This window comes from Pseudomonas sp. EYE_354 (assembly GCF_023148575.1).
Taxonomy (GTDB): domain Bacteria; phylum Pseudomonadota; class Gammaproteobacteria; order Pseudomonadales; family Pseudomonadaceae; genus Aquipseudomonas.
Genome location: NZ_JAHXNQ010000001.1, coordinates 493,360 through 512,300 on the forward strand (window position 1 = coordinate 493,360; position 18,941 = coordinate 512,300).

The window sequence follows — 18,941 nt, forward strand, 5'->3', positions numbered from 1 at the left end:
CCTCAGGCGATGCTCGGCAGCACGATCTCGTCGCTGCGCTGAACCCCTGCGGTGAAGGTGCGGCACAGCTCCAGAAACTCGCGCATCGCCGAGGTCTGGTACTTCTGTTTATGCCAAATGAAGTAAAACTGCCGCGCCAGGTCCAGGTCCGGGGTTTCCACCGGCACCAGGCTGCCTCGGCGGAAGGCATCGCGCAGGGCCAGCCGTGAGATGCAACCAATGCCCAACCCGGACTCCACGGCGCGCTTGATCGCCTCGGTGTGCTCAAGCTCCAGGCGGATATTCAGCGCGCTGCGGTGATGGCGCATGGCTTGATCGAAGGTCAGTCGCGTGCCCGAGCCTTGTTCGCGCAGGATCCAGGCCTCATGGGTCAATTCATCCATCGTGGCCACGCCGCGTTTGGCCAGGTGGTGCTGCGGCGCGCAAAACACCACCAGCTCATCTTCTACCCAGGTTTGCACTTCGATGTCCGGGTGGCTGCAGTCGCCTTCGATTAGACCCAGATCAATTTCGTAATGCGCAACCTGGTGCACGATATTGGCAGTGTTCTGCACATGCAGCTTCACCTGACTCTCCGGGTGCTGCTGCATGAAACTGCCGATGAGCAGGGTGGCCAGGTAATTGCCGATGGTCAGGGTGGCGCCGACCGCCAGGGAGCCAAAGCCGGACTTGCCGTTGAGCAGGTCCTCAATTTCCTTGGCCTGGTCCAGCAGCGCCACCGCCTGGGGCAACAATTGGTGCCCGAGGGCGTTAAGGCTCAGGCGTTTACCGGCGCGGTCGAATAATTGGCAGCTGGATTGACGCTCCAGCTCAGTGATTGAGGTGCTGGCGGCGGATTGAGATAAGGCCAGAAGGCCAGCAGCGCGCGAGACGCTTTCCTGCTGGGCGACGGCGACGAAGACTTGCAGTTGACGGAGAGTAAATCGCATATCGATATAACCGATAACCCTTATCTTAATAATCCAGTTAACAGATATTGTCGCCGCCATTAGAATGCTGTGCAATTGCGCACTTCACCTCTGGCGCAGACCCATTTCCAGGAGTCCCCCGTACATGAGCAACATGAACCACGAGCGTGTCCTCAGTGTTCATCACTGGAACGACACTCTGTTCAGCTTCAAGTGCACCCGCGATCCGGGCCTGCGCTTCGAGAACGGTCAGTTCGTGATGATCGGCCTGCAACAGCCTAACGGCCGCCCGCTCATGCGCGCTTACTCCATTGCCAGCCCGAACTGGGAAGAGCATCTGGAGTTTTTCAGCATCAAGGTGCCCGATGGCCCGCTGACTTCCCAGTTGCAGCACTTGAAGGAAGGCGACGAGATCATCATCAGCAAAAAACCGACAGGCACCCTTGTGCTTGACGATTTGAAGCCGGGCAAGCACTTGTACCTGCTCAGCACCGGTACTGGCCTGGCGCCATTTATGAGCGTGATCCAGGACCCGGAGACGTACGAGCGTTTCGAAAAAGTGATCCTGTGCCACGGCGTGCGTTACGTCAACGAAGTCGCGTACCGCGAGTTCATCACCGAGCACCTGCCGCAGAACGAATTCTTTGGCGAGGCCCTGCGTGAAAAGTTGATCTACTACCCTACCGTGACCCGCGAGCCGTTCGAAAATGAAGGCCGCCTGACCGATCTGATGCGCAGCGGCAAACTGTTCAGCGACATCGGCCTGCCACCGATCAACCCCGAAGACGACCGCGCCATGCTGTGCGGCAGCCCAAGCATGTTGGATGAGACCAGCGAAGTGTTGAACAGCTTCGGCCTGAAAGTCTCGCCACGTATGCGTGAGCCGGGTGATTACTTGATCGAGCGTGCGTTCGTCGAGAAGTAAGGCTGAAAAAAACCGCGCTGCCCGAAAGGTCAGCGCGGTTTTTTTGTGCCTGTGATTTACTGCGCCGGAACCACTTCCAGCACACAAATCAGGCCCGCCTCAGGATAGTGCCAGCGCACATCCACATCCCAGAACTGCGCGCCATATTCGCGTTCAGGCCCAGGCGTCTGATACGCCGGCCTTGGGTCCTGCGCCAAGCACTGATCAATCAGCTCCACCAATGGCTCACCCAGACGCTGGGCATGGCCTTGCGCCTGTTGCAGCGCTGCCTTCAGCCACTGCACTGGAATCGGCTGCGGGGCGTCGCTGGCGATGCGGTTAGTGGCGCAGTCGACGATGTCGGCATACGGCACGTACGGCTTGATATCCAACACCGGCGTACCGTCGAGCAGGTCGATCCCGGAGATCCACAACCGGCCGGGCTCCACCTTGTCCAGCTTCACCACCGACTGGCCGATGCCGTTGGGTCGGTGGGTCGCACGGGTGGCAAACACGCCCATGGACGTATTGCCGCCCAGGCGGGGCGGGCGCACTTTGAGGCGCGGCTTGTCTTCCAGGGCCTGGTGGAACAGGAACAGCAGCCACACATGGCTGACCTGCTCCAGGCCTTGCACGGCTTCACCCTGGTCGAACGGCGCCACCAACTCCAGCACGCCCCGGGCGGCGGGCGCCAGTTGCGGCTGGCGTGGGATAGCGAACTTCTCCTTGAAACAGGAGCGCACGAAACCGACGGGCGAGACCTGATAACTCATGGTTTACGCACGAACCCGCAGGGTCAGACCCTTGAGGAAGTTACGCAGCAACTGGTCGCCACAGGTGCGGTAGTTGGTGTGGCCGAACTTACGAAACAGCGCGCTCAGCTCGGGCTTGGATACCGGGAACTCGGCAGCCTTGAGGATGGCGTGCATGTCGTCTTCTTTCAATTCGAAGGCCACGCGCAGTTTCTTGAGGATGATGTTATTGGTCACCGGGGTTTCGATTGGCTGCGGTGGACGGCTTTCGTCCTTGCCGCGCTTGAAGATCACCAGGCCGTCGAGAAAGTGCGCCATGACCTCATCCGGGCAGAACACAAAGCCTTCTTCCTCGTCTTTCTTGAGGTAGGTCAGCAGGTCTTCCTTGGTCACGTCCATGCCGCCGAGCTTGATGAGCTCAACCATCTTGTTGTCGCTGATGTCGAGCATGTAGCGCACGCTGCGCAGTACGTCGTTGTGAATCATGGTGGGCAATCCTGGTATTCAACTGAGGACGCCGCCCATCAGGCGGTGTCGAGAAAAGGGGAACGGCTTAGAACTTCTCTTTGCCGGACAGGTAACGCCATTGACCGACCGGCACTTTGCCGATGGACACGCCGCCGATACGGATGCGACGAATGGCCACGACCTTCAGGCCAACGGCTTCGCAGAACAGTGCGATCACACCGGGCTGCGGGTTTTTCAGCGCAAAACGCAGACGGTTTTCGTTCTGCCAGCTGGCTTTCACCGCCGGCAGCTCCTTACCTTTGTAGGTCAGGCCGTGATTCAGGCGGTTAAGGCCATGGGCAACCATGTCGCCCTCGACCTCCACAACGTATTCCTGCTCGATCTTGGCGGCATCGGCGGTCAACTTGCGCAGAATCTTCCAATCTTGGGTAAACACCAGCAGGCCGCTGGCCTTGGCTTGCAGGTCAGCACTGGCGGTCAGGCGCAGGAAGTGACCCTTGAGCGGGCGCTTGCTGAAGCGGTGTTCTTCGGACAGGGTGTCGGCGCTGATCGAGGCCATCGCCGTTTCGGCGTCCATACCCGCAGGCGCGTGCAGCAGGATGGTCACCGGCTCCGGCGCAGTGGCCTTGGCCTCGGGGTCGAGTTCGACCTTCTGGGTGGTGATCTTGAACTGCGGCTCGTCGATCACTTCACCGTCCACCGAGACCCAACCGCCCTCGATAAACAGCTCAGCCTCCCGACGGGAGCAACCGACCAGTTCGATAAGGCGTTTGGAGAGGCGTATGGGGTCAGTCATGACAAGGGCCGTAACAAAAGGGGGCGGCTATTGTACCTGTGTGGGCGCGGTTAATCCCGGCCCCATTTCATTTAGCCCTGTCGCGCCTGTTGTGGCACCTGGCGCAAACGCAGATGCAACAACGGATAAGGCTGGCCCAGGCCGTCATGCTCCGTGCGTCCGATCACCTCGAAGCCCTGCTTCAAGTAAAAGCCCAGGGCCTGGGGGTTCTGCTCATTAACGTCCAGCTCCTCGGCGTTCATGTGCTCGATTGCGTAGTTCAACAGCTGCTTGCCAAGGCCCTGGCCCCGGTGTTGCGGGTCGATGAACAGCATCTCCACCTTGCCCGCCACCACCCCGGCAAACCCGGTGATGCGCTGGCGTGAGTCCTTGGTGCAAATCAGCATCACGGCGTCGAGGTAACGGGTCATCACCAGCTCTTTGAGCAACGCAATGTAACTGTCCGGCAAAAAGTCGTGGGTGGCCCGCACCGACGCCTCCCAGATCTGCGTCAACCGCGTGTAGTCGCTGGTTTTAGGTGTGTGGATAACCGAATGCTGACGCATGCCCGCAGCCCCTTCCTGTAAATGCCGCTGATGGGCAAAACAATAGACCTAAAAAAGCCCCGCATCTTGTCCAGAGGCAGGGCTTTTTGCATTTCTATAGTGGGTCAATCGCGTTTTTCGGCCCACAGGTCGTACTCGTCGGCGTCGGTCACGGTGCACCAGACCTTGTCACCCGGCTTCAAACCGCTGGCATCGTCGATAAATACGTTACCGTCGATTTCCGGTGCATCGAAGAAGCAACGGCCGACCGCGCCTTGCTCGTCGACTTCGTCGATCAGCACTTCGATTTCCTTGCCGATGCGCAGTTGCAGGCGCGCCGAGCTGATCGCCTGTTGATGCGCCATGAAACGCTCCCAACGGTCTTGCTTGACGTCATCCGGCACCACGGCCAGGTCCAGCAGGTTGGCGGGAGCGCCTTCCACCGGCGAGTACTGGAAGCAGCCGACGCGATCCAGCTGGGCCTCTGTCAGCCAGTCGAGCAGGTACTGGAAGTCTTCTTCGGTTTCGCCGGGGAAGCCGACGATGAAGGTCGAACGGATAATCAGCTCAGGGCAGATCTCGCGCCAGTTCTTGATACGCGCCAGGGTCTTGTCTTCGAACGCCGGGCGTTTCATGGCCTTGAGCACTTTCGGGCTGGCGTGCTGGAACGGGATGTCCAGGTACGGCAGGATCTTGCCGGCGGCCATCAACGGGATCAGCTCGTCCACGTGCGGGTACGGGTAGACATAGTGCAGGCGTACCCACACACCCAGGCTGCTCAAGGCTTCGCACAGTTCGGTCATGCGGGTTTTCACCGGTGCGCCGTTCCAGAAACCGGTGCGGTACTTCACGTCGACGCCGTAGGCGCTGGTGTCCTGGGAGATCACCAACAGCTCTTTCACGCCGGATTTGACCAGGCGTTGCGCCTCGTCCAGCACGTCGCCCACCGGACGGCTCACCAGCTTGCCGCGCATCGACGGGATGATGCAGAAGCTGCAGCTGTGGTTGCAGCCTTCGGAAATTTTCAGGTACGCGTAGTGGCGTGGCGTCAGCTTGATGCCTTGCGGCGGCACCAGGTCGATCAGCGGGTTGTGATCCTGACGCGGCGGCACCACGTCGTGCACGGCATTGACCACCTGCTCGTACTGCTGCGGGCCGGTCACGGCCAGCACGCTTGGATGCACGTTGCGGATATTGCCTTCTTCCACGCCCATGCAGCCGGTCACGATGACCTTGCCGTTTTCCTTGATCGCTTCGCCGATCACTTCCAGGGACTCTGCCTTGGCCGAGTCGATAAAGCCGCAGGTGTTGACCACCACCACATCGGCGTCCTGGTAAGTGGAGACAACGTCATAGCCTTCCATACGCAGTTGCGTAAGGATGCGCTCGGAGTCGACCAGAGCCTTCGGGCAACCCAGGGAAACAAAGCCAACCTTTGGGTTGGCTTTTGCGATGGTGGTGGACATGTCTAACCTCGGTATTGAATGGCGCTGCCGATCGCGCACGACGAGGCAACGGACGGGCGCTTGGTGCGCCTCTGATCAAAAAGTGCGCAATTCTAGCGACGGGCAACGCACTTGACCAGCTTTATGCAGGGAAATGCGACGAGTGCTGCGCTATGCTTCGCGCCGTTGCGCATGGGTAAAACCCCTGGGTCAATAAAACGTCTGTTACGAGAAGTAAAACAGCGCATGCTAGGGTCAGCTTAGTCGTGTTGTTTATAAGAGACCTCAGGTCAAAAGGGCAGGAGTGGTTGATGGGTCAGGCAAGTAGTCAGGCAGCAGGTGCCGAGCATGCAAACGCCAAGCCGATTGGCATGCTGGTGGCAGCGGTCGGGGTGGTTTATGGCGATATCGGGACCAGCCCGCTCTACACCCTTAAAGAGGTGTTCACCGGTGGTTATGGGGTGCAGGTCAATCATGACGGCGTGCTTGGGATTCTGGCGCTGATCTTCTGGTCGCTGATCTGGGTGGTGTCGATCAAGTACATGCTGTTCGTGCTGCGCGCGGACAACCAGGGCGAAGGCGGCATCATGGCGCTGACCGCGTTGGCACGACGGGCGGCGGGGGAGCGCAAGAAGTTGCGCAGCTTCCTGGTGGTGTGTGGCCTGTGCGGCGCGGCGCTGTTCTACGGCGACAGCATGATCACCCCGGCGATTTCCGTATTGTCGGCCATTGAAGGCCTGGAGTTGGCGTTCGATGGCCTGGACAAGTGGGTCGTGCCCATTGCCCTGGTGGTGCTGGTGGCGCTGTTTCTGATCCAGAAACACGGCACCGATCGCATCGGCAAGCTGTTCGGGCCGGTGATGGTCACCTGGTTCCTGGTACTGGGCGGCCTCGGGGTGTACGGCATTACCCTGCACCCTGAAGTGCTCAGCGCCCTGAACCCGATGTGGGCGGTGCGGTTCTTTGAGGCGCACCCTGGCATCGGTGTGGCGATTCTCGGCGCCGTGGTGCTGGCGTTGACCGGCGCCGAAGCCTTGTACGCCGACATGGGCCACTTCGGCCGCAAGCCCATTGCCCGCGCCTGGTTCATCCTGGTGCTGCCGGCCTTGGTGCTTAACTATTTCGGTCAGGGCGCGATGCTGCTCGGTGACCCGGAAGCCGCGCGCAACCCGTTCTACTTGTTGGCGCCAAGCTGGGCGCTGATCCCGTTGGTGGTGTTGTCGACCCTGGCCACGGTGATCGCGTCCCAGGCGGTGATTTCCGGCGCGTTCTCCTTGACGCGCCAGGCGATCCAGCTGGGTTACATCCCGCGCATGCACATCCAGCACACCTCCAGCGCCGAGCAGGGCCAAATCTATATCGGCGCGGTGAACTGGTCGCTGATGGTGGGTGTGATCCTGCTGGTCGTAGGCTTCGAGTCGTCCAACGCCCTGGCGTCGGCCTACGGCGTGGCGGTGACCGGCACCATGCTGATGACCACCATCCTGGTGTCGGCCGTGATGCTGCTGCTGTGGAAATGGCCACCGATACTGGCCGTGCCGGTGTTGCTCTGCTGCCTGCTGGTGGACGGGCTGTACTTCGCGGCCAACGTGCCGAAGATCATCCAGGGCGGCGCGTTCCCCGTACTGGCGGGCATCGTGTTGTTCGTGCTCATGACCACATGGAAGCGCGGCAAGCAATTGCTGGTGGACCGTCTCGACGAAGGCGGCCTGCCGTTGCCGATCTTTATCAGCAGTATCCGCGTGCAACCGCCCCATCGGGTGCAGGGCACGGCGGTGTTCCTCACCGCACGGCCGGATGCGGTGCCCCATGCGCTGTTGCACAACCTGCTGCATAACCAGGTGTTGCACGAGCAAGTGGTGCTGCTGACGGTGGTGTACGAAGACATCCCGCGTGTGCCCGCGTCGCGGCGCTTCGAGGTGGATTCCTACGGTGAGGGGTTCTTCCGCGTGATCCTGCACTTTGGCTTCACCGACGAACCGGACGTGCCCGAAGCGCTGAAGTTGTGTCATTTGGATGACCTGGATTTCAGCCCGATGCGCACCACCTACTTCCTCAGCCGCGAGACCGTGATCGCTTCGAAAATCGAAGGCATGGCGCGCTGGCGCGAAGCGTTGTTCGCCTTCATGTTGAAAAATGCCAATGGCAACCTGCGCTTCTTCAAACTCCCGGTGAACCGGGTGATCGAGCTGGGCACCCAGATCGAAATGTAACGCTGCGCTGCACGGGAGCCGGCAATCGGCTCCCGTATTCCTTCTGAACCCTGTGCAATCGATGGTTGTCGACTAGGCTCTAAGCACTGTTGAACAGTGCCCACAGAACCCAGAAGAGGTGCGCCATGAGTCAGCTGCTCGAACCCTATACCCTGCGCCAATTGACCCTGCTCAATCGCATTGCGGTCTCGCCGATGTGCCAATACTCAAGCGACGATGGCCTGGCCAATGACTGGCACCTGGTGCACCTCGGCAGCCGTGCCGTCGGTGGCGCCGGGCTGATTTTCACCGAAGCCACCGCCGTGGCTGCCGACGGCCGTATCACCGCCCAGGACCTGGGCCTGTGGAACGACCAACAGATCGAACCGCTGCAACGCATCACGCGGTTTATCGCGGCCCAGGGCGCGGTGGCGGGGATTCAACTGGCCCACGCCGGGCGCAAGGCCAGCACCCATCGGCCGTGGCTTGGCAAACACGGCAGCGTCAAGCCGGAGGACGGCGGCTGGGTGCCCGTGGGCCCATCGCCGATTGCCTTCGACCCACAGCACACCCAACCCAAACCACTGGACGAAGCGCAGATCCGCCAGGTGATCGCCGACTTCGTCGCCGCCGCCAAACGTGCGCTGACCGCCGGATTTAAAGTGGTGGAGATCCATGCGGCCCATGGTTATCTGTTGCATCAATTCCTGTCGCCCATCAGCAACCAGCGCCAGGATCGCTACGGCGGCTCGTTTGAAAACCGTATCCGCCTGGTGCTTGAGGTGACAGAAGCGGTGCGCGAAGTCTGGCCCCAGGAGCTGCCGCTGTTCGTGCGGGTGTCGGCCACCGACTGGGTGGAAGATGGCTGGAACCCCGACGAAACCGTGGAGCTGGCGCGCCGCCTGAAAGTCCTGGGCGTGGACCTGATCGACGTGTCCTCCGGTGGCACCGCCGCCAACGCCGAGATCCCCACCGGCCCCGGCTACCAGACGCGCTTTGCCGAACGTGTGCGCAAGGAGGCGGACATCGCCACCGGCACCGTGGGCATGATCACCGAGCCGGCCCAGGCCGAGCACATCCTGCGCACCTGCCAGGCCGATATCATCTTCCTGGCCCGTGAACTGCTGCGCGACCCGTACTGGCCGCTGCATGCCGACGATGACCTGGGCGGGCGCAAGGCTATCTGGCCGGCGCAGTACCAGCGGGCGACCCATCGCGATCAGCCGATTCATGAGTCTGACTTGCGCGATTGAGCTCTTCTCGCCAACCGTAAAACCCACCCTGATCCGGTGGGTTTTTTTGTACCTGGTCGTGGGATTTGGCTGTAGGTATTTGTTACCGAAGAAGTTTTTTAAGTGAATACTCTAAAAAAATCCCACACGTAACGAGATTGTTTCTACGCTTAGGTCAGGACTGGTTGCTGGCCCAGGGAGTCAGTCTTGTCCAGGGAGGCACAGGCTTCACGGGAGACAGTGGGGTCGTTGGGCGCTGTGAGTATTTGATCGAGATCAGGAGAAGCAGTCATGGCCAAGTCCTATGGTGTAGCGGGTGTGGTGGCGTCTTTTCTGGCCCGCAGGCTGTCCTTGCGTGGTCGCGGGTTAAGTGCGGATGAGGCCGAATTGCTCACGCAGTATCGCGCCCTGAACGAAAGCGATCAGGTGGCGATGCGATATTTGATGGGGGCGATGAAGAGTGTTTCGCGCTTCTGAAAGGCGCCGCAACCAATCGATAGGGGAGCGGGCAAGGCCGCTCCCCTATTCAGTGACGTATCAGGTGTACTTGCGCAGCTCCGGTGCCGGCGGGAAGTACTGATACAGCCAGGTCTCACTCAAAGTGCGGTCCTGGGTACGGATAAACAGGCGCAGCTCCACCGGCTCCACGCTGTCGCTGGTGGGGTACCAGTCGAACAGAATCCGATAGCCCTTGATGTTGTCCAGCACCAGCACGCTGAAGTCTTTGACCTCACCGTGGGAGCAGGTCACCACCGGCTCGATCCCGGTGCCGGCAGGCAGGCGATCCAGGCCGCCGCCCTTGAAGTCCACGGCGAAGCGACGTGCCCATACGTTCGGGTAATGCTCGCCCGGCGCCCAGCCTTCGGTAAAACCGCCCATGCCCGAACGGGTCGCGTCCACCTGCGCCAGCGGTGTGCTCACCGGCGGTAGAGCGCTCCAGTACAGCTTGTAGCCGTAGTTGAGCGAGTCGCCCGCGGCCACCGGTTTTTTCGGGGTCCAGAAGGCCACGATGTTGTCCAGGGTTTCGCCGGTGGTGGGGATTTCCAGCAGGTCGATCGAGCCTTCGCCCCAGGCGGTGGTTGGTTCAACCCACAGACTCGGACGCTTGCTGTACCAGTCCACGGTGTCCTGGTAACTGGCGAACTCGTGGTCGGTCTGCACCAGGCCGAAGCCTTTCGGGTCTTTGTCGGCAAATGCATTGAATTGCAGTTTGGCCGGGTTGTTCAGCGGACGGCAGATCCACTCGCCATTGCCACGCCACATCGCCAGACGGTCCGAGTCGTGGATTTGCGGGTGAATGGTGTCGCACATCCGCCGTTCATGGGTGCCACAGCTGAACATGCTGGTCATCGGCGCGATGCCCAGTTGTTCGATGCTGGTGCGCGCGTTGATATGCGCGTCGATGGCCATCACCACCTGGTTGGCCTGGCAATCGATGTCGAAGCGGTAGGCGCCGGTGGCACTCGGAGAGTCGAGCAGGGCGTAGACCACAAAGCGAGTGGCGTCCTTGTCCGGCGTTTCGAACCAGAACTGCGTGAAGTCCGGGAATTCCTCGCGTTTTTTCGCGTAGGTGTCGATGGCCAGGCCGCGGGCCGACAGGCCGTATTGACCGGTGGAGTCCACCGCGCGGAAATAGCTGGCGCCGAGAAACGACAGCACGTCATGGCGGTCCAGTTCCGGCGCTTTGAACAGTTTGAAACCGGAGAAACCCAAGTCGCCGGTCAACTGCTTGGTGTCGACAGTGGTTTTTTCATAGTTGAACAGCGAAGGGCGGAAGTGCACTTCGCGGGCTTCACGGGTTTTCGGATCGACGCTGTGCATGCGCACCGGCGTCTTGAAACCCATGCCCACGTGGAAGAACTGCACGTCCAGTTGGCCGTTCAACTCTTTCCACAGCGAATGTTTGCCGTCGTAGCCGATGGCGTTGAAGTTCTGCGGGGTCATGGTCGCCAGGGTCGGCGGCAGCACCTGTTTGGTGTCTTTGTACGCGGTGCCGGCGAGGCTCTTGGCCTGGGCCTTGAGCGCGTCGAAGTCGAATGCCACAGCCTTACCATCGGCGGCGCGGTTCCCCGCCCAGGCCTGGGCGGCGAGCAGGCCGCTGGCCGACAAACCGGTGTAAGCCGCAATGGCCATGGACGCTTTGAGCAAATTCCTGCGGTGCATAGAGACAACCTGTCGTGAGCAAATCCCGCGCCGTTCCTGGCACGTAGCGGATCAGAAATTACGGTTCGGACATGCCTTCGACCAAACGCAACGGACATTAAACAGACGCCGGATAGCTTAAGCGGTTCGACCGTGTAGGAAAAATGATTGATAGCGGGGTGATGGCGTTGTAAATGCGACAAGACATTTCCGGGCCTGCACGTGACCCACAGTACGTAAAGATTATGAAGATCACATGTGGAAGGAGGCTCGCCCGCTCGCACCTTTAAACCGCAGTTCAGCCTGGTTCAGCGACTGCTCTGTAAGCCTCGTTTTCAGAGGCAGGGGACCGGCACCCAGCATGGGTGCCGGGGAGGCGCGCAATCAGTGCTTGAACATCACATGGCGAACCGTGGTGTAGTCCTCCAGCCCGTACATGGACATGTCTTTGCCATAGCCCGACAACTTCTGACCGCCATGGGGCATTTCGCTGACGAGCATAAAATGGGTGTTCACCCAGGTGCAGCCGTACTGCAAACGTGCGGCCAGGCGATGGGCGCGGCCGACATCGGCGGTCCATACGGACGACGCCAGGCCGTAGTCCGAATCATTGGCCCAGCCCAGCACTTGGGTTTCGTCGGTGAACTTGGTCACCGACACCACGGGCCCGAACACCTCGCGGCGCACGATTTCGTCATCCTGCTGCGCGTCGGCCAATACGGTCGGCTCAAAGAAGAAGCCATTGCCTTCCACCGCCTTGCCGCCGGTAATCAGGCGGATATGCGGTTGCGCCACGGCACGTTCGACAAACCCCGCCACGCGGTCGCGGTGTTGCGCGGTAATCAGCGGGCCCAGTTCGGTGGACGGGTCATCCTGCAAGCCGTACTTGATGCTTGCCACGGCGGCGCCGAGTTTCTCGACGAACGCGTCGTAGATGTCGGCGTGCGCATAAATGCGGCAGGCGGCGGTGCAGTCCTGGCCGGCGTTATAGAAACCGAAGGTGCGAATGCCGTCCACGGCGGCGTCGATATCGGCGTCATTGAAGATGATCACCGGTGCCTTGCCGCCCAATTCCATGTGCATGCGCTTCACGCTGTCGGCGGTGCTGGAGATGATATTCGCCCCGGTGGCGATGGAGCCGGTCAGCGACACCATGCGCACCTTCGGATGGCTCACCAACGGGCTGCCCACCGTCGGCCCACGCCCGAATACCAAATTGAGCACGCCCGCCGGGAAAATCTCTGACGCCAGTTCCACCATGCGCAACGCGGTCAGCGGGGTTTGTTCCGACGGCTTGAGCACCACGGTATTACCGGCAGCCAGGGCCGGGGCGATTTTCCAGGCGACCATCATCAGCGGGTAGTTCCACGGCGCGATGGAGGCGATCACGCCCACCGGGTCGCGGCGGATCATCGACGTGTGGCCCGGCAGGTACTCGCCGCCGGCCGAGCCGCTCATGCAACGGCTGGCGCCGGCGAAGAAGCGGAACACGTCGGCAATCGCCGGGATCTCGTCATTCAACGCGGCGCTGTAAGGCTTGCCGCAGTTGTCCGACTCCAGCTTGGCCAGTTCTTCGCCGTGGGCTTCGATCGCATCCGCCAGCTTCAGCAGCAACAGCGAGCGATCCCTCGGTGCGGTCTGCGACCAGCCTTCGAAGGCCGCATCGGCGGCACGCACGGCGGCGTCGACCTGGGCTTCGCTGGCTTCGTTGATGTGCACCAGCACCCGGCCCAGCGCCGGGTTGAATACGGCCTGTGCCGGGCCTTCGCCGTCGACCAGTTGGCCGTTGATCAGCAGTTTGGTTTGCATAGCCATGTCCTCTTCAAACAATTATTTACCGCCACTACCGGCCACGCTTTCACCGCCGCGTGTCAGGTAATAGGCACCGAGAATCGGGAACATCGTAACCAGCATCACCAGCATTGCGACCACGTTGGTCACCGGCACATCCCGTGGGCGGCTGAGCTGGTTGAGCAGCCACAGCGGCAAGGTGCGCTCGTGGCCGGCGGTAAAGGTGGTGACGATGATTTCGTCGAACGACAGCGCAAACGCGAGCATGCCGCCGGCGAGCAGCGCCGAACCGAGGTTGGGCATGATGATGTAGCGAAAGGTCTGCCAGCCATCGGCGCCAAGGTCCATCGAGGCTTCGATCAGGCTGTGGGAGGTACGGCGCAAGCGCGCGATGACGTTGTTGTAGACGATCACCACGCAAAAGGTCGCGTGGCCGACGATGATCGTGAACATCCCAGGCTCGATGCCCAGGGTTTTGAACGTCGCCAGCAGGGCGATGCCGGTGATGATCCCTGGCAGTGCAATCGGCAGGATCAGCATCAGCGATACGCCTTGTTTGCCGAAAAACTCGCGGCGATACAACGCCGCCGACGCCAGTGTGCCGAGCACCATGGCGATCAACGTGGCGATGGCGGCGATCTGCAGCGACAGCTTGATCGACTCCAGCACGTCCGGCCGGGCGAAGGCCACGCTGAACCACTTCAGGGTGAAGCCCTGTGGCGGAAAGCTGAACGCCGCCTCTTCGGTGTTGAAGGCGTAGAGGAAGATAATCAGGATCGGGAAGTGCAAAAACACCAGGCCGCCCCAGGCTGCGATCTTTAGTCCCAGCGAAGATTTCTCAGAGTGCATCGAAGGCCCCCAGGCGTTTGACGATGGACAGATACACCGCGATCAGCACGATCGGCACCAGGGTGAACGCGGCGGCCATGGGCATATTGCCGATGGCGCCTTGTTGCGCGTAGACCATGCCGCCGACGAAGTAACCCGGTGGGCCCACCAGTTGCGGCACGATGAAATCGCCCAGGGTCAGCGAGAAGGTGAAGATGGAGCCGGCGGCAATCCCCGGCACCGACAGCGGCAGAATCACTTGCATGAACGTCTGGCGCGGCTTGGCGCCCAGGTCGGCGGAGGCCTGCAGCAACGAGGGCGGCAAACGCTCCAGCGAGGCCTGGATCGGCAGGATCATGAATGGCAGCCAGATGTAAACGAACACCATGAACCGCCCCAAATGCGAGGTGCTCAAGGTGCTGCCGCCCACGCCGGGAATGCCCAGCACGAACTGCAACACCGGTTCCAGGCCCAGGTGCTGCACGAACCATTGCGCCACGCCGCCCTTGGCCAGCAGCAAGGTCCAGGCATACGCCTTGACGATGTAGCTGGCCCACATCGGCATCATCACCGCGATATAGAAAAACGCCTTGGTCTTGCCCGTGGTGTAGCGCGCCATGTAGTAGGCAATCGGGAACGCCACGATGGCACTGGCGATCGACACCACAATCGCCATGCTCAAGGTGCGCAGGATGATGTCGAAGTTGGACGGCTGGAACAGCGCGGCGAAGTTGGCCAGGGTCAGGTCCGGCGTGACCGCCATGGTGAAGTCGTCGAAGGTATAGAAGCCTTGCCACAGCAGGGTCAGCAGCGAACCGAGGTAGATCGCGCCAAACCAGATCAACGGCGGTATCAGCAACATCGCCAGGTACAGGTTGGGCTTGCGGTACAGCAGGTTGGAAAACCTGCGCATCGGCGCGTGGGAATGGGCCAGGCTCATGTCACACCTCGCCTGCGTTGTCGGCCAGCGGTGTCATGGCTTGCCGCGCCCAGCGTGCGGTGATGGGCTGCCCGACCTGATGGCCACTGCTGATGTCCAGCCACTGGCTGTTGGCCTGGCTGATGTTCAGTGTCTGGCCGTTTTCCAGTTTCAGCTCGTAGCGGGTCGCGCTGCCCTGGTACTGGATGTCGTGCAGCAAACCGCTGACTTCCACGTCACCGGCCGCCAGCGGGCCCTCGGCGAAGCGCACGTGTTCCGGGCGGATCGAGAACGCCCGCGCGCTGCCGCTGAGGCGCTGGGCCAGTTCGCCGCGAATCACGTTGGAGGTGCCGACAAATTCCGCCACAAAGGTGGTGGCCGGTTTCATGTACAGGTTGCGCGGGGTGTCGACCTGCTCGATGCGACCTTTGTTGAACACCGCCACCCGGTCGGACATCGACAGCGCTTCGGTCTGGTCGTGGGTCACGAAGATAAAGGTGATGCCCAGTTGGCGCTGCAGCTTCTTCAGCTCGCTTTGCATCTGTTCGCGCAGTTTGAGGTCGAGGGCGCCCAGAGGCTCATCAAGCAGCAACACCCGAGGGCGATTGACCAGCGCGCGGGCCAGGGCCACGCGTTGGCGCTGGCCGCCGGACAATTGCACCGGCTTGCGCTCGCCGTAGCCGCCGAGGGCGACCATGGCCAGGGTTTCTTCGGCACGGCGCAGGCGCTCGGCCTTGCCGACGCCTTTGACCTTGAGGCCGTAGGCCACGTTGTCGCGCACGTTCATATGGGGGAACAGCGCGTAATCCTGGAATACGGTGTTTACATCACGTTGGTAAGGCGGCAAGCCGGCGGCTTCCTCGCCATGAATGCGGATCGAGCCTGCGCTCGGCTGTTCGAACCCGGCGATCAGGCGCAGGCAGGTGGTTTTGCCCGAGCCGGAAGGGCCGAGCATGGAAAAGAACTCGCCGTCCTGGATATCGATGGAAACCCGGTCAACGGCCTTCACTTCGCCGAACTGACGGGAAACGTGGGTGAACTGGACTGCAAGCGTCATGGTGCGGAGCTCCAAAAAGGCACGGGTCGTCGCAGCGGCCCGGCCTGGACTTCTGAAAAATCAAAACATCTGTATGCGGTCATTGTGGGAGGGGGCCGATAGCGCTGGCTCAGAAACAGATGTGTTGGCTGACACTTCGCTATCGGGGGCAAGCCCTCCCACAGTGGGTTTATGTGGCCCGTGACATCTCAGCGCCCGCCCATGATCGCGATGTAGTCCTGGGTCCAGCGGCTGTACGGCACGAACTTGCCGCCCTCGGCCTGTGGCGTTTTCCAGAAGGCAATTTTCTCGAACTGATCGAAACCGTTGGTCTTGCAGCCTTCAGCACCCAGCAGCTCGCTTTCCTTGCACGCCGCAGGCACCGCCGGCAGCGAGCCGAACCAGGCGGCGACATCACCCTGGACCTTGGGCTGCAGCGACCAGTCCATCCACTTGTAGGCACAGTTGGGGTGCTTGGCTTCGCTGTGCAGCATGGTGGTGTCGGCCCAGCCGGTGGCGCCTTCCTTGGGGATGGTCGAGGCGATCGGCTGTTTCTCATTGATCAGCCCGTTGACCTGATACGGCCAGGCGCTGGAGGCCACCACGCCTTCGTTCTTGAAGTCGCTCATTTGCACGGTGGTGTCGTGCCAGTAGCGGTGGATCAACGGTTGCTGGGCGCGCAACAGGTCGAGCACGGCTTTGTACTGGGTTTCGGTCAACTCGTAGGGGCTCTGGATGCCCAGCTCCGGTTGGGTGCTCTTGAGGTACAGCGCGGCATCGGCGATGTAGATCGGGCCGTCATAAGCCTGCACGCGGCCTTTGTTCGGCTTGCCGTCCGGCAGGTTCTGCGCGCTGAACAGCACGTTCCAACTGGTGGGCGCGGTCTTGAACACGTTGGTGTTGTACATCAACACGTTCGGGCCCCACTGGTATGGCGTGCCGTAGGTTTGCTGGCCCACCACGTACCACGGTGCGTCCTTAAGGCGCGGGTCGATGCCTTTCCAGTTGGGAATCAGCGCGGTGTTGATCGGTTGCACCCGTTTGCCCACGATCAAGCGCAGCGATGCGTCGCCCGATGCGGTAACCAGGTCATAGCCACCCTTGGCCATCAGACTGACCATTTCGTCAGAGGTGGCGGCGGTTTTCACGTTGACCTTGCAGCCGGTTTCCTTCTCGAAACCGGTGACCCAGTCGTAGGCCTTGTCGCTTTCGCCACGTTCGATATAACCGGGCCAGGCGACGATATCCAGTTGGCCTTCGCCAGCGCCTACCGCCTTGAGCGGTTCGGCGGCCTGAAGGCTGGCGCTGGCCAGCAGCGCGGTGGTCAAGGCACTGAGCAGTGCGGTCTTATGCGCGGACATGGGGGTTCCCTCTTCTTTAATTATGGTCGGGGCAGTGGGTGCAACCGGTGACGCATGAGCTTAGTTGTTGTTTTAAAGATGCTGGCCGTGGCGGGCCATGATGTGGCGCACCACGCTGTAGTCCTGTAGCGAATCGCTGGACAGATCTTTCCCATACCCCGAGCGTTTCAAACCGCCATGGGGCATTTCGCTGACCAGCATGAAATGGCTGTTGATCCAGGTGCAGCCGTACTGCAGGCGTGCTGCAACCTGCATGGCTTTGTCCAGGTTCTGGGTCCATACCGATGAGGCCAGGCCGTATTCAGAATCGTTGGCCCAGTCCACCGCCTGCGCCAACTCGTCGAAGCGGGTCACGGTGACGACCGGGCCGAACACTTCGCGCTGGACGATTTCATCCGTCTGTTTGCAGCCGGCCAGCAGCGTGGGCTGGTAATAGAAACCCGCTCCGGAATGCACGGCGGCCCCGGTCACCCGTTCAATATGCGGCTGGCCGAGGGCGCGTTCGACAAAGCTGGCCACACGGTCGCGCTGGCGCGTGCTGATCAGCGGGCCGAGTTCGTTGTCGGCGTCGCGTTTGCCGGCAAAGCGCAGGCTGCTCACCGCGGCGCCCAGTTCTGCGACCAACGTGTCGTGAATGCCGGCCTGGGCGTAGATGCGGCAGGCGGCCGTGCAGTCCTGGCCGGCGTTGTAATAACCGTAAGTGCGCACGCCTTCGACTACCGCTTGCAGGTCGGCGTCATTACACACGATCACCGGCGCCTTGCCGCCCAGTTCCAGATGGGTACGTTTGAGCGTCTTGGACGCGGCCTGCAGGATTTTTTGCCCGGTGACGATATCGCCGGTCAGCGAGACCATGCGCACTTTCGGGTGGCTGACCAGATGGCTGCCAACGCCTTCACCGCCGCCACACAGGATGTTGATCACCCCGCGCGGTAACAAGTCCTTCAGCACAGGCGCCAACGCGAGGATAGACAACGGGGTATGTTCCGACGGCTTGAACACCAACGTATTACCGGCGGCGAGGGCCGGGGCGATTTTCCAGGCGGCCATCATCAGCGGGTAATTCCACGGTGCAATGGATGCCACTACGCCAATCGGGTCGCGGCGCACCATGCTGGTGTAACCCGGCAGGTATTCGCCGCTGAGCTGGCCGGTCTGGCAACGCACGGCTCCGGCAAAAAAGCGGAACACATCGACCGTGGCGCTCAAGTCATCCTGGCGCGCCAGGTGCAGCGGTTTGCCGCAGTTCAGGGATTCGAGGCGGGCCAGGTAGTCGGCGTGTTTTTCGATGGCGTCGGCGATGCTCAACAAGATATTCGAGCGCTGCTGCGGTGTGGTCCGCGACCAGCCGGAGAACGCGCGGTGGGCGGCAAGGATGGCGCTTTCGACCTGCTCGGTGCTGGCCTCGGCGATCTGGGTGAGCACTTCACCGGTGGCCGGGTTGAGGATCGGCTCGACAAAGCCTTGGCCCTGGACCAGTTCGCCATCGATCAGCAACGCGGTGAGCAGCGGGGTGGGCGCGCCGGACATTTTTCGCGATCTCTTTTCTTGTGTGGTCATGGGCGTTCTCTTACAAGGCGCCTGACCTTCTCTCAGGGAATCAGCAGAGACTAGAGGTCAGGGGCGAGGTCAACAAATACTAA

At 61.3% G+C, this 18,941-nt stretch carries 18 protein-coding genes; 4 read left to right on the forward strand and 14 right to left on the reverse strand.

The features are described 5' to 3' along the window. Positions 1-2 precede the first annotated feature (2 nt). Positions 3-929, reverse strand: coding sequence for a LysR family transcriptional regulator (locus KZX66_RS02340; RefSeq protein WP_248075755.1), 927 nt, complete (start codon positions 927-929; stop codon positions 3-5). Positions 930-1,053: 124 nt separating this feature from the next. Here KZX66_RS02340 and fpr point away from each other — a divergent pair, with 124 nt between their 5' ends. Further along, on the forward strand, positions 1,054-1,833 hold the full coding sequence (fpr, locus tag KZX66_RS02345; protein ID WP_003172178.1) for a ferredoxin-NADP reductase: 780 nt from the start codon (positions 1,054-1,056) through the stop codon (positions 1,831-1,833). A gap of 56 nt (positions 1,834-1,889) precedes the next feature. On the opposite strand, the gene tsaA is transcribed toward fpr, so the two are convergent. From tsaA to rimO, 5 genes are all read right to left on the reverse strand, one after another. Beyond that, positions 1,890-2,585, reverse strand: coding sequence for a tRNA (N6-threonylcarbamoyladenosine(37)-N6)-methyltransferase TrmO (gene tsaA, locus KZX66_RS02350; protein WP_248075757.1), 696 nt, complete (start codon positions 2,583-2,585; stop codon positions 1,890-1,892). A gap of 3 nt (positions 2,586-2,588) precedes the next feature. Next, on the reverse strand, positions 2,589-3,050 hold the full coding sequence (locus KZX66_RS02355) for a DUF1456 family protein (protein ID WP_065926507.1): 462 nt from the start codon (positions 3,048-3,050) through the stop codon (positions 2,589-2,591). 67 nt (positions 3,051-3,117) lie between these two features. Beyond that, positions 3,118-3,828 carry an rRNA pseudouridine synthase gene (locus KZX66_RS02360; RefSeq protein WP_248075759.1) on the reverse strand — a complete coding sequence of 237 codons (711 nt, stop codon included), beginning with the start codon at positions 3,826-3,828 and terminating at the stop codon, positions 3,118-3,120. Positions 3,829-3,899: 71 nt separating this feature from the next. Continuing rightward, positions 3,900-4,373: a GNAT family N-acetyltransferase gene (locus tag KZX66_RS02365; RefSeq protein ID WP_248075761.1), complete on the reverse strand. Its 474-nt coding sequence runs from the start codon at positions 4,371-4,373 to the stop codon at positions 3,900-3,902. Positions 4,374-4,477: 104 nt separating this feature from the next. Next, complete coding sequence (gene rimO / locus KZX66_RS02370; protein ID WP_169899532.1) at positions 4,478-5,806, reverse strand: 30S ribosomal protein S12 methylthiotransferase RimO; 1,329 nt, start codon at positions 5,804-5,806, stop codon at positions 4,478-4,480. A gap of 302 nt (positions 5,807-6,108) precedes the next feature. On the opposite strand from rimO, the gene KZX66_RS02375 reads away from it, so the two are divergent. Both KZX66_RS02375 and KZX66_RS02380 read left to right on the forward strand, forming a co-directional pair. Then, on the forward strand, positions 6,109-8,010 hold the full coding sequence (locus tag KZX66_RS02375; protein WP_248075763.1) for a potassium transporter Kup: 1,902 nt from the start codon (positions 6,109-6,111) through the stop codon (positions 8,008-8,010). Positions 8,011-8,135: 125 nt separating this feature from the next. After that, positions 8,136-9,242 carry an NADH:flavin oxidoreductase/NADH oxidase gene (locus tag KZX66_RS02380; protein ID WP_248075765.1) on the forward strand — a complete coding sequence of 369 codons (1,107 nt, stop codon included), beginning with the start codon at positions 8,136-8,138 and terminating at the stop codon, positions 9,240-9,242. Between the two features lie 149 nt (positions 9,243-9,391). On the opposite strand, the gene KZX66_RS26345 is transcribed toward KZX66_RS02380, so the two are convergent. Further along, positions 9,392-9,514 (reverse strand): hypothetical protein, encoded by a 123-nt coding sequence (locus KZX66_RS26345; RefSeq protein ID WP_282445772.1) that lies wholly within the window; start codon positions 9,512-9,514, stop codon positions 9,392-9,394. Here KZX66_RS26345 and KZX66_RS02385 point away from each other — a divergent pair. After that, positions 9,513-9,698 carry a hypothetical protein gene (locus KZX66_RS02385; protein WP_248075767.1) on the forward strand — a complete coding sequence of 62 codons (186 nt, stop codon included), beginning with the start codon at positions 9,513-9,515 and terminating at the stop codon, positions 9,696-9,698. The genes KZX66_RS26345 and KZX66_RS02385 overlap by 2 nt on opposite strands. Before the next feature lie 60 nt (positions 9,699-9,758). On the opposite strand, the gene KZX66_RS02390 is transcribed toward KZX66_RS02385, so the two are convergent. The 7 genes from KZX66_RS02390 to KZX66_RS02420 all read right to left on the reverse strand — a co-directional run bounded on the left by KZX66_RS02390 (position 9,759) and on the right by KZX66_RS02420 (position 18,858). Beyond that, on the reverse strand, positions 9,759-11,384 hold the full coding sequence (locus KZX66_RS02390; protein WP_248075776.1) for a glucan biosynthesis protein D: 1,626 nt from the start codon (positions 11,382-11,384) through the stop codon (positions 9,759-9,761). Between the two features lie 363 nt (positions 11,385-11,747). After that, entirely contained in the window at positions 11,748-13,172 is a 1,425-nt protein-coding gene (locus KZX66_RS02395) for a gamma-aminobutyraldehyde dehydrogenase (RefSeq protein WP_248075778.1), read from the reverse strand. A 21-nt stretch (positions 13,173-13,193) separates the two neighbouring features. Beyond that, positions 13,194-14,003, reverse strand: a complete 810-nt coding sequence (locus KZX66_RS02400) for an ABC transporter permease (RefSeq protein WP_032891735.1) — start codon at positions 14,001-14,003, stop codon at positions 13,194-13,196. Then, positions 13,993-14,922 (reverse strand): ABC transporter permease, encoded by a 930-nt coding sequence (locus tag KZX66_RS02405; RefSeq protein ID WP_248075780.1) that lies wholly within the window; start codon positions 14,920-14,922, stop codon positions 13,993-13,995. Before KZX66_RS02405 ends, KZX66_RS02400 begins: the two co-directional genes overlap by 11 nt. A gap of 1 nt (position 14,923) precedes the next feature. Next, the gene (locus KZX66_RS02410; protein WP_248075782.1) at positions 14,924-15,958 is read right to left on the reverse strand and encodes an ABC transporter ATP-binding protein; all 1,035 of its coding nucleotides are present in this window, start codon (positions 15,956-15,958) and stop codon (positions 14,924-14,926) included. Positions 15,959-16,146: 188 nt separating this feature from the next. Further along, positions 16,147-17,298, reverse strand: coding sequence for a putative ABC transporter substrate-binding protein YdcS (ydcS, locus tag KZX66_RS02415; protein WP_248075784.1), 1,152 nt, complete (start codon positions 17,296-17,298; stop codon positions 16,147-16,149). 72 nt (positions 17,299-17,370) lie between these two features. Beyond that, entirely contained in the window at positions 17,371-18,858 is a 1,488-nt protein-coding gene (locus KZX66_RS02420) for a gamma-aminobutyraldehyde dehydrogenase (protein ID WP_248075789.1), read from the reverse strand. Between the last annotated feature and the right edge of the window lie 83 nt (positions 18,859-18,941).

What these genes read in the sequence shown, in the direction of transcription:
- KZX66_RS02340 (WP_248075755.1), bottom strand. Translation starts at nt 929, where the DNA reads ATGCGATTTACTCTCCGTCAACTGCAAGTCTTCGTCGCCGTCGCCCAG.
- fpr (WP_003172178.1), top strand. Translation starts at nt 1,054, where the DNA reads ATGAGCAACATGAACCACGAGCGTGTCCTCAGTGTTCATCACTGGAAC.
- tsaA (WP_248075757.1), bottom strand. Translation starts at nt 2,585, where the DNA reads ATGAGTTATCAGGTCTCGCCCGTCGGTTTCGTGCGCTCCTGTTTCAAG.
- KZX66_RS02355 (WP_065926507.1), bottom strand. Translation starts at nt 3,050, where the DNA reads ATGATTCACAACGACGTACTGCGCAGCGTGCGCTACATGCTCGACATC.
- KZX66_RS02360 (WP_248075759.1), bottom strand. Translation starts at nt 3,828, where the DNA reads ATGACTGACCCCATACGCCTCTCCAAACGCCTTATCGAACTGGTCGGT.
- KZX66_RS02365 (WP_248075761.1), bottom strand. Translation starts at nt 4,373, where the DNA reads ATGCGTCAGCATTCGGTTATCCACACACCTAAAACCAGCGACTACACG.
- KZX66_RS02375 (WP_248075763.1), top strand. Translation starts at nt 6,109, where the DNA reads ATGGGTCAGGCAAGTAGTCAGGCAGCAGGTGCCGAGCATGCAAACGCC.
- KZX66_RS02380 (WP_248075765.1), top strand. Translation starts at nt 8,136, where the DNA reads ATGAGTCAGCTGCTCGAACCCTATACCCTGCGCCAATTGACCCTGCTC.
- KZX66_RS02385 (WP_248075767.1), top strand. Translation starts at nt 9,513, where the DNA reads ATGGCCAAGTCCTATGGTGTAGCGGGTGTGGTGGCGTCTTTTCTGGCC.
- KZX66_RS26345 (WP_282445772.1), bottom strand. Translation starts at nt 9,514, where the DNA reads ATGACTGCTTCTCCTGATCTCGATCAAATACTCACAGCGCCCAACGAC.
- KZX66_RS02390 (WP_248075776.1), bottom strand. Translation starts at nt 11,384, where the DNA reads ATGCACCGCAGGAATTTGCTCAAAGCGTCCATGGCCATTGCGGCTTAC.
- KZX66_RS02395 (WP_248075778.1), bottom strand. Translation starts at nt 13,172, where the DNA reads ATGCAAACCAAACTGCTGATCAACGGCCAACTGGTCGACGGCGAAGGC.
- KZX66_RS02400 (WP_032891735.1), bottom strand. Translation starts at nt 14,003, where the DNA reads ATGCACTCTGAGAAATCTTCGCTGGGACTAAAGATCGCAGCCTGGGGC.
- KZX66_RS02405 (WP_248075780.1), bottom strand. Translation starts at nt 14,922, where the DNA reads ATGAGCCTGGCCCATTCCCACGCGCCGATGCGCAGGTTTTCCAACCTG.
- KZX66_RS02410 (WP_248075782.1), bottom strand. Translation starts at nt 15,958, where the DNA reads ATGACGCTTGCAGTCCAGTTCACCCACGTTTCCCGTCAGTTCGGCGAA.
- ydcS (WP_248075784.1), bottom strand. Translation starts at nt 17,298, where the DNA reads ATGTCCGCGCATAAGACCGCACTGCTCAGTGCCTTGACCACCGCGCTG.
- KZX66_RS02420 (WP_248075789.1), bottom strand. Translation starts at nt 18,858, where the DNA reads ATGACCACACAAGAAAAGAGATCGCGAAAAATGTCCGGCGCGCCCACC.